Origin of the sequence: Promicromonospora kroppenstedtii DSM 19349 (genome assembly GCF_000515355.1) — a bacterium.
GTDB classification, from domain to species: Bacteria; Actinomycetota; Actinomycetes; order Actinomycetales; family Cellulomonadaceae; genus Promicromonospora; species Promicromonospora kroppenstedtii.
Genome location: NZ_KI911613.1, coordinates 3,416 through 11,150 on the forward strand (window position 1 = coordinate 3,416; position 7,735 = coordinate 11,150).

A 7,735-nucleotide genomic window follows, 5' to 3' on the forward strand; every position below is an offset into this window, starting at 1 on the left:
GCGGCGGACGGCGGGCGCGATGGTCTCGCGCGCGCCCGGCGTGAGCAGCTTGGAGTCGGCCACGCCCTTGGGCCCGGTGCGCGTCGTGGCGTCGACCACGACGACGCCCACGCTGACCGGACCGGCCAGCGCCCCGCGCCCGACCTCGTCCATGCCCGCCACGAGGCGGGCTCCCGAGGCGAGGAGCGCCCTCTCCTGCCGCAGCGTGGGCACCTTGCGCACCGCCTACTTCCCCGCGGGCGGGGCGTCCGGGACGCCGTCGAAGACGTCGCTCGGGTTGCTGTGCCAGTCCAGGCGGTCCAGCGGCCACACGGTCGCGAACGCCGTGCCGACGACGTTGTCGACGGGCACGAACCCGCCACCCGGCTTGCCGCGGTTGTAGCGCGAGTCCTGGGAGTTCTGGCGGTTGTCACCCATCACCCAGAGCATGCCGTCCGGCACGGTGACGTCGAACGGGTCCTGGCTCGGCACCGAACCGGGCTTGATGTACGTCTCGTCGAGCGGCGTGCCGTTGACCGACACACGGCCCTCGGCGTCGCAGCAGACGACCTTGTCGCCGGGCAGGCCGATCAGGCGCTTGATGAGGTGGTCGCCGGTGTCCTGCGGGAGCAGGCCGACGGTCGTCAGGAACGACACCGCGGCGTCGCCCACCGGGCCGCGCTCCGGCGGCACGTACGGCGGCAGCCAGTCGCCCGGGTCCACGAAGACGACGATGTCCCCGTGCTCGAGGTCGAACGGGCCGGGCGTCAGCCGCGACGCCATGACCCGGTCACCCTCGGTCAGTGTGTCCTCCATGGACGCGCTGGGGATGTAGAACGGCTGGACCAGCAGCGTCTTGATCAGCCACGACAGGACCAGCGCGCTGACCACGATGATCGCGATCTCCTTGAGCATCGCGAGGACGCCCGACTGCTGCCGGCGCGGCTCACGACCGTGCGCGGCACCACCCTGCCGATGTGCCCCGCTGCTTTCCCACGGATCATCTGAGCTCAAGGGCGTCCCATCGATAGGGGTGGGCGGTGCCACCCGGTCGAAACTCGTCACGTGCCTAACTCTGTCACCACTGGGGGTCCCCGGCGAAATGGTCGGGCGGGCGAACATCCAACCTGCCGGACATCCCCACGAACCCCTCCGGGTACGACATCGGCCGCCGCCCTCGGTGGACGAGGGCGGCGGCCGATGTCAGTGGAGCACCGGAGCGCTCAGAACGCTCAGTTCTCGCGCTTCTCGCGGATCTTCGCCTTCTTGCCGCGCAGCTCGCGCAGGTAGTACAGCTTGGCGCGACGGACGTCACCGCGGGTGACGACCTCGACCGACTCGATGGTCGGCGCGTGCAGCGGGAACTTGCGCTCCACGCCCACACCGAAGCTGACCTTGCGGACGGCGAAGGTCTCGCCGATCCCGCCGCCGTGGCGGGAGATGACGACGCCCTGGAACGCCTGGACGCGGGAGCGGTTGCCCTCGACGACCTTGACGTTGACCTTGACGGTGTCACCGGCACGGAAGGCCGGGATGTCGGACCGCAGCGAGGCTGCGCCGATGTTGTCGAGCTTCTGCATCGTTCTCTCCGGGCCTGCCACAGGTCAGGCGCGAATCTCGTGGGCCCTGACCCGGCCGTGCGGCCGTCAGGGTCCCGAAAGGGTGTGGATGGCGGTGCGGCTTGACCCGGTCGGGGGCGGTTGCCCGCCCCGGTCGTCCCCTGTGGCAGAGACCTGACCGGCGACGCACCAACGGGTAATTCTGCCATACGAACGGGCAGGCCAACCATCGGAGCGGGTGTGACCCGCGCCGGCGCGGACCTCAGGCCCGCACGAGCCGCCCGTCGCCGTCCGGCCCCGGCACCCAGCCCAGCTCCGCGAGCAGCGCCAGATCGTGCTTGTCCAGGCCCGCCACGTCCAGGGCCGCGATCATGTCCGGCCGGCGCGCCGCCGTCCGCTCCAGCGCGCGGTCCCGGCGCCAGCGCTCGATCTTCGCGTGGTGCCCCGAGAGCAGCACCTCCGGGATCTCGAGGTCGGCCCACGACGGCGGCTTCGTGTACACGGGGTACTCCAGCAGGCCGGCGGCGCCGTGCGACTCCTCCACCAGCGAGTCCGGGTTGCCCACCATGCCGGGGATCAGCCGGGCAACGGCCTCGATCATCACGAGGGAGGCGACCTCGCCGCCGTTGAGCACGTAGTCGCCGATCGACAGCTCGTGCACGGTGACGCCCGCGTCGCGGTAGTGCTCGGCGACGCGCGCGTCGATGCCCTCGTAGCGCCCGCACGCGAACACGAGCTGCTCGGCCGACGCGAGTGACTCCGCGTGCCGCTGTGTGAACACCTCGCCCGACGGCGTCGGCACGATCAGGTGCGCGCCCGCCGCGTCGCCGTCCAGCACGTCGTCGACAGCCAGCCCCCACACGTCGGGCCGCATGACCATGCCCGCTCCCCCGCCGAACGGGGTGTCGTCGACGGTACGGTGCCGGTCCGTGGTCCAGTCGCGCAGGTCGTGCACGCGCAGGTCCAGCAGGCCGCGCTGCCGCGCCTTGCCCACCAGCGACAGGTCGAGCACGGACAGGTAGTCCGGGAAGATCGAGATCACGTCGACGCGCACGTCAGTCGTCTTCCCGGTCGTCATCGGCACGGTCCACGACGGCGGCGTCCGCGTCGCGCGCCAGCAGCCCGCCGGGCGGGGTCAGCACCACCCGGCCGCCCGGGACGTCGACCACGGGCACGATCGCCAGGACGAACGGCACCAGCGTGCGGGTCGTACCGCCGTCGGGCAGGTCCTCCTCGATCAGCAGCGCCTCGTGGGCTGGCTGGTACTCCAGGGTTATGACCTTGCCGACGACGGTGCCGTCCTCGAGCTCCACGCGCAGCCCCGCCAGCTCGTGCGGGTACCAGGCGTCCTCCTCGTCGGAGGCGTCCGCCTCGACCACGAGCTCGGTCCCGCGCAGCTCCTCGGCCGCGGTGCGGTCGGCGACCTCGGCGAAGGTGACCAGCCAGCGGCCCTGGTGCTCACGCGCCCGGGTGACTGTCAGGGGTCCGGCGTCCGCGGGCACCGTCTCGAGCCGCTCGCCGATCGCGAGCCGGGACTCGGGGTCGTCCGTGCGCAGGTCGAGGGCGACCTCGCCCTTGAGCCCGTGCGCCTTGCCGACGCGGGCCACGGTCAGCTGCATGTCACTCCTCGAAGATGTGGCAATGAGCGAGGCCCGGTCCGCGTACGGACCGGGCCTCGTCGTCGTGCTGGGTGCTGAAGGATCAGCGCCGGTCGACGTCCACGACGTCGACCCGCACCGGGCCCTCGGTGGCGAGCGCACCGATCACGGTGCGCAGTGCGCGCGCCGTGCGACCACCGCGGCCGATGACCCGGCCGAGATCGTCAGGGTGCACACGGACCTCGAGCAGGTCACCACGGCGCAGCGTCTTCGCGGACACGCGGACGTCGTCCGGGTTGTCCACGATGCCGCGCACCAGGTGCTCGAGGGCCTCCGAGAGCATCAGGCCTCGTCGCCCTCAGCGGCCTCGGCCGGAGCCTCGGCGGCAGCGGCGGCGGCCTTCTCGGCAGCCTTCGCCTTGGCCTTCTCGGCGTCGGCGCTCACGGCCTCGATCGCGGCGGCGGCGTCAGCCTTCTCGCCCTTGACCTTCAGGGTGCCCTCGGCACCCGGCAGGCCCTTGAACTTCTGCCAGTCACCGGTCACCTTGAGCAGAGCGGCGACCTGCTCGGTCGGCTGCGCGCCGACGCCGAGCCAGTACTGCGCGCGCTCCGACTTGATCTCGATGAGCGACGGCTCCTCGGTCGGGTGGTACTTGCCGATCTCCTCGATCGCACGGCCGTCGCGCTTGACGCGCGAGTCCATGACGACGACGCGGTAGTACGGGGCCCGGATCTTGCCGAGGCGCTTGAGACGAATCTTGACAGCCACGAAGTGGTCTCTCCTGGTTCTGATGGGATGGCCCCGAGCACCGCGACGTGGGGTGAAGCAGTGGGTGGGACCGGGACACGACCTGACCGGGTGAGAGGGGTCCGGGCATGCCGAGTACCTGCATATTGTGCCAGACGCCGAGAGGCCCCACCAACCGCGTGTGCGTCACACGGGCCGTCAGTGCGCGGTCGGGTAGACCACGCCCCGCAGCACCACCGCGGTGGGGTGCCGGAGCACCTCGATGTCCTCGCGCGGGTCGGCCGGGTAGACCACGAGGTCCGCGCTGGACCCCTCCACCACGGCCCCGAAGCCCAGGTAGTCGCGGGCGCGCCAGGACGCCATGGCGACGACCTCCGCCGCGGGGATGCCGGCCGCGACCAGCTCGGCACACTCGTCGGCGATGCGGCCGTGCGAGATCGTGCCGCCCGCGTCCGTGCCGACCAGCAGCCGCACGCCGGCCTCGTACAGGTCCCGGACCTGCTGGTACCGGCGCGCGTACATGCCGCGCATCCGCTCCGCGTACACCGGGTACTTGCCGTCGGCCTGGGCCGCGATGCTCTCGAACTGCCCCACCTGCAGCAGGGTCGGCGTGACGGCGATGCCGCGCCGGGCGGCCTCGGCCATGTGCTCCGCCGTCATGCCGGTGCCGTGCTCGATGCAGTCCACCCCCACCGCCAGCAGGGTGTCGATCGTCTCGGTGGCGAAGGCGTGCACGGTCACGCGGGCCGCCTCGGCGTGGGCCACGGCCACGGCCTCGCGGAGCACGTCCTCGGGCCACAGCTGCCGGAGGTCGCCGTCGGCCCCGAGCGTGCGGTCGATCCAGTCGCCCACGAGCTTGACCCAGCCGTCGCCGCGCCGGGCCTGCGTGCGCACCGCCTCGGGGAGCTGCTCCGGGGAGTCGAGCTCCAGCCCGTAGTCGCGCAGGTACCGCTTGGGCCGCGCCAGGTGCATGCCAGCCCGCAGCAGGTGCGGCAGGTCGGTACGCCCGTGCACCCACACGGTGTCCAGCGGCGATCCGGCGTCGCGGATCAGCAGGACGCCCGAGTCGCGGTCGGCCACGGCCTGCTTCTCGGCCTCCTCCGGGGAGACGGCGCCGTCGGCCGCGAGCCCGATGTGGCAGTGCACGTCGACCAGGCCGGGCAGCGCCCAGCCCTCCAGCACCCGCATGTTGGTGCCCTGCGCCGACGGCCGGGTGAGGCTGACACGTCCGCCGCGGACCCACAGCTCCTCGGCCTCGCGGTCGTCACCGAGCAGGATGCGCCCGCGGATCGCCGCGGTCGGACCTTCCAGCGCAGACATGCGGCTCCTTCGCTCTACCCGTCACCCTGTGGACCTGTCCCCTGCCGTGCCCCAGCCACCTGCCCGCCCCGGCGTCCTCGCCGGCCCCGCACCACCCCTGCGGGATCCGGCTCACCGGCCCGGAACTCACCGACCCAGGAACTTCTCCAGGCCCGGGGGCAGCTCGATGCTGTTCAGGTCGGGTGCCTCGTCGCCCTGCTTGGGGCCGACGCCGAAGGCCGAGCCGGCCGGTGCCGCGGGCTTCGCGGCGGGGCCGCCGCCCAGGGCGCGCTGCATGGCGTCCTTCTCCTGCTGCGCGCGCTTGGCCGGGTTACCGGACTTGCCCTTCTTGCCCTTCTTGGGGGGCTGTGTCTTGCCGCGCGACTTCTTGCCCATGCCCATGCCGGGGCCGCCGGGCATCGCGGGCATGCCACCCGGGCCCATGCCGCCGCCCTTGGCCATCTGGCGCATCATCTTCTGGGCGTTGTCGAACCGCTCCAGAAGCTGGTTGATGGCCGTCGTCGTGGTGCCGGCACCCTTGGCGATGCGCGCGCGGCGCGAGCCGTTGATGATCTTGGGATTGTCGCGCTCGGCCGGCGTCATCGAGTGGATGATCGCCTCGATGCGGCCCACCTCGCGCTCGTCGAACTGTTCGAGCTGGTCACGCATCTGGGCCATGCCCGGCAGCATGCCGAGCATCTTCTTCATCGAGCCCATGTTCTTCAGCTGCTGCATCTGCACCAGGAAGTCCGCGAGCGTGAAGTCCTGGCCGCTGGCGAGCTTGCCCGCCATCTTCTCGGCCTGTTCGGCGTCGAAGGTCTTCTCGGCCTGCTCGATCAGGGTGAGCACGTCACCCATGTCGAGGATGCGGCTGGCCATGCGGTCCGGGTGGAAGACCTCGAAGTCCGTCAGCTTCTCGCCGGTGGACGCGAACATGATGGGCCGGCCGGTCACCTTGGCGACCGACAGCGCGGCGCCACCACGGGCGTCGCCGTCGAGCTTCGAGAGCACCACGCCGGTGAAGTCGACGCCGTCGGCGAAGGCCTTGGCGGTGTTCACCGCGTCCTGGCCGATCATCGCGTCGATGACGAACAGGACCTCGTCGGGGTTCACGGCGGCGCGGATGTCCGCGGCCTGCTGCATGAGCACCTGGTCGATGCCGAGGCGGCCGGCGGTGTCCACGATCACGACGTCGTGCTGGCGCTCCCTGGCGTACGCGACACCGTCGCGCGCGACGCCGACCGGGTCGCCGATCAGCGGCGCGTCGGCGGCCGGGTCGTCGGCCTCGGAGGTGTTGCCCGGGTGCGGCGCGAACACCGGCACGCCGGCTCGCTCGGCGACCACGGACAGCTGGGTCACGGCGTTGGGGCGCTGCAGGTCGGCGGCGACCAGCAGGGGCGTGTGGCCCTGGCCCTTCAGCGCGTGCGCGAGCTTGCCCGCCAGGGTCGTCTTACCGGCACCCTGCAGACCCGCGAGCATGATGACCGTGGGCGGTGTCTTGGCCAGCGTCAGGGGGCGCGTGGCCCCGCCGAGGATGTCGACGAGCTCCTCGTTGACGATCTTGACGACCTGCTGGGCGGGGTTGAGCGCACCGGAGACCTCGGACGACAGCGCGCGCTCGCGCACCGCCGCGGTGAACTCGCGCACCACGGGCACCGCGACGTCGGCGTCGAGGAGGGCGCGGCGGATCTCCCGCACGGTCGCGTCGATGTCCGCCTCGGAGAGACGGCCCCGCGTGCGCAGGTTCTTGAACGTCGAGGTAAGCCGGTCGGACAGGGAGTTGAACACGGACACAGCCTAATAGAGTCGGACGGTCACGGGTTCATCGGCGCAGCGCGAGACGCGCCCGCTCGGTCAGCCCGTCCACGAGCTGCGCGCGCCAGCCCGTCCACGCCTTGGGCCCCAGCGACGTGGTGTCCGCCTCGGTCAGCGAGCGCAGCACGTCGAGCAGGTCCCGCCGGTGGTCCACTGCCTCCAGCAGCGTGCCGAGCGTGTCGGGGTCGTCGGGATCGGCCCGGGTGGCCAGGTCGGCCAGCGTGAGGTGGTGGCGCACCAGCCGCGTGACGTCGTCGACCACGTCGGGCGCGAAGCCCGCGCGAGTCAGGATGCCGGGGACCAGGCGGGCGCCCTCGACGGAGTGGTCGGCCGCGCCGCGCACCTTGCCGATGTCGTGCAGCAGGGCGGAGAGCAGCAGCAGGTCGCCGGAGCTCTGCCCGGCGCCGTTCGGGGTGTCGGGCAGCCGGCGCCGCAGCCGGGACGCCACGGCGGCCGTCTCGACGAGGTGGCGGTCCACCGTGTGCCGGTGGATGGCGGCGCGCTGGGGCCGGTTGCGCACGTCGGCCCACTCGGGGATCCAGGAGGTGACGACGCCGGCGAGGTCGAGCGCCTCCCAGACCGGCACCTGGGCCGGCCCGGCCGACAGCAGGGTGAGCAGGCTCTCGCGCGCGGCGGGCGGCCACGGCTCGGGCAGGGGCGGGGACTGCTCCAGGCTGCGGATGGTCACGGGCGAGAGCACGAGCCCGGTCCGGGCCGCAGTGGCGGCGGCCCGCAGGG

At 72.3% G+C, this 7,735-nt stretch carries 10 protein-coding genes; all 10 read right to left on the reverse strand.

Features of this window, described 5'->3' with window-relative positions:
- Positions 1-222, reverse strand: a 222-nt coding sequence (locus PROKR_RS04180; protein ID WP_036959832.1) for a ribonuclease HII, incomplete at its 3' end; no start/stop codon positions are given.
- Between the two features lie 3 nt (positions 223-225).
- The gene (gene lepB, locus PROKR_RS04185; RefSeq protein ID WP_036959834.1) at positions 226-894 is read right to left on the reverse strand and encodes a signal peptidase I; all 669 of its coding nucleotides are present in this window, start codon (positions 892-894) and stop codon (positions 226-228) included.
- 317 nt (positions 895-1,211) lie between these two features.
- Complete coding sequence (rplS, locus tag PROKR_RS04190) at positions 1,212-1,559, reverse strand: 50S ribosomal protein L19 (protein WP_020016861.1); 348 nt, start codon at positions 1,557-1,559, stop codon at positions 1,212-1,214.
- A gap of 241 nt (positions 1,560-1,800) precedes the next feature.
- Positions 1,801-2,592: a tRNA (guanosine(37)-N1)-methyltransferase TrmD gene (trmD, locus tag PROKR_RS04195; protein WP_036959861.1), complete on the reverse strand. Its 792-nt coding sequence runs from the start codon at positions 2,590-2,592 to the stop codon at positions 1,801-1,803.
- 1 nt (position 2,593) lies between these two features.
- Positions 2,594-3,157: a ribosome maturation factor RimM gene (gene rimM / locus PROKR_RS04200; RefSeq protein ID WP_036959836.1), complete on the reverse strand. Its 564-nt coding sequence runs from the start codon at positions 3,155-3,157 to the stop codon at positions 2,594-2,596.
- Positions 3,158-3,239: 82 nt separating this feature from the next.
- The gene (locus tag PROKR_RS04205; RefSeq protein ID WP_020016864.1) at positions 3,240-3,479 is read right to left on the reverse strand and encodes an RNA-binding protein; all 240 of its coding nucleotides are present in this window, start codon (positions 3,477-3,479) and stop codon (positions 3,240-3,242) included.
- The gene (rpsP, locus tag PROKR_RS04210; protein WP_020016865.1) at positions 3,479-3,904 is read right to left on the reverse strand and encodes a 30S ribosomal protein S16; all 426 of its coding nucleotides are present in this window, start codon (positions 3,902-3,904) and stop codon (positions 3,479-3,481) included. Before rpsP ends, PROKR_RS04205 begins: the two co-directional genes overlap by 1 nt.
- 177 nt (positions 3,905-4,081) lie before the next feature.
- Positions 4,082-5,203 (reverse strand): amidohydrolase family protein, encoded by a 1,122-nt coding sequence (locus PROKR_RS04215; RefSeq protein WP_036959838.1) that lies wholly within the window; start codon positions 5,201-5,203, stop codon positions 4,082-4,084.
- 126 nt (positions 5,204-5,329) lie between these two features.
- Complete coding sequence (gene ffh / locus PROKR_RS04220) at positions 5,330-6,970, reverse strand: signal recognition particle protein (RefSeq protein ID WP_036959864.1); 1,641 nt, start codon at positions 6,968-6,970, stop codon at positions 5,330-5,332.
- Positions 6,971-7,004: 34 nt separating this feature from the next.
- The coding region (locus PROKR_RS04225; RefSeq protein WP_036959840.1) for an HD domain-containing protein at positions 7,005-7,735 on the reverse strand (731 nt) is incomplete at its 5' end.

Bases quoted from the DNA above. Each gene is read 5' to 3' on its own strand.
- rimM (WP_036959836.1), bottom strand. From the start codon at position 3,157: ATGCAGCTGACCGTGGCCCGCGTCGGCAAGGCGCACGGGCTCAAGGGC.
- PROKR_RS04215 (WP_036959838.1), bottom strand. From the start codon at position 5,203: ATGTCTGCGCTGGAAGGTCCGACCGCGGCGATCCGCGGGCGCATCCTG.
- lepB (WP_036959834.1), bottom strand. From the start codon at position 894: ATGCTCAAGGAGATCGCGATCATCGTGGTCAGCGCGCTGGTCCTGTCG.
- PROKR_RS04205 (WP_020016864.1), bottom strand. From the start codon at position 3,479: ATGCTCTCGGAGGCCCTCGAGCACCTGGTGCGCGGCATCGTGGACAAC.
- rplS (WP_020016861.1), bottom strand. From the start codon at position 1,559: ATGCAGAAGCTCGACAACATCGGCGCAGCCTCGCTGCGGTCCGACATC.